We start from the raw sequence: 971 nt of genomic DNA on the forward strand, positions 1-971 counted from the left end.
ACTGGAAAGTGGAATGGATATTGATGAAGAATCCTTCCCTTATAAAGATACAGCCATCGCATCAGCTGCGGGGGAAGGTCATTATGAGATGGTGCGCTATTTATTACAACAGGGGGCAACGATAAATTTTGAGTCCCCTCATCCCTATAAGGATGTCCTATTCAGTGCCATTCTTTCTGGAAATAAAGAGGTCGTTCAACTATTAATCGACCATGGTGTGGACACAACAATTCGTTATTTTGAACGAAAAGATGCCGAACTGATGGCGAAAGAACAAAATCAAACGGAAATTCTAGCGCTCATTCAGGCTCATAATGCGACCTTACCCGCCGACCATGTGCCGCGTACAACGCCTAAAGAAGAATATGATGATGAAGACGAGGACTATGAAGATGAGGAGGATGAGGAAGAGTACGAAGAACCATCCAGTCATGCGGTAATTCGAGCGGCGTTTGAAGAGATGTACGGTCCGATTCAAACGACCTATTATCAAAACTTCCCTTCTGAAGTTCCGATTCAGGCGCATATTATTGCCCCGTCAACCGCGCATCCGTATTATGTTTTATTTACAACAGGTATGAGTGACCGCGCCGTTGGGTACAACCTGTTATATGTGGAAAATATGATGAAAGTACCCGCAGATTGGCTTGAAGGAGGGGCAGACTGGTTGGATCGAGAAAAAATATGGCCGATCAATTGGTTGATTAAATTAGCATGTATTCCGCATGATGAAAATGTTCAGCCGGCTCGAGGGGTCATCGTCCCCAATAAAGGGGATTTAGCAGACCCGTATGGCATTGAAACCTATTTAAGCTGTATGTTAATTTCGGCTCCTACTGATTCAGATATTCAGCATTTGCAGGTAGAAGGCGAAGAAGTTCGCATCGATGAACTAGTGCCGGTGTATAAAGCGGAGTGGCAGTATGCGGAAGCAAATGGTTATCCTGCTTTACAAGAAAAATTAACAGCCG

General features: G+C 44.3%; 1 protein-coding gene. It reads left to right on the forward strand.

Going from position 1 to position 971, the window contains the following annotated elements; translation table 11 throughout:
- A partial coding sequence (locus KTHG_RS12685; RefSeq protein ID WP_186439595.1) for a suppressor of fused domain protein occupies positions 1-971 on the forward strand: 971 nt, incomplete at both ends.

Origin of the sequence: Kurthia sp. Dielmo (assembly GCF_000307285.2) — a bacterium.
Taxonomy (GTDB): Bacteria; Bacillota; Bacilli; order Bacillales_A; family Planococcaceae; genus Kurthia; species Kurthia populi.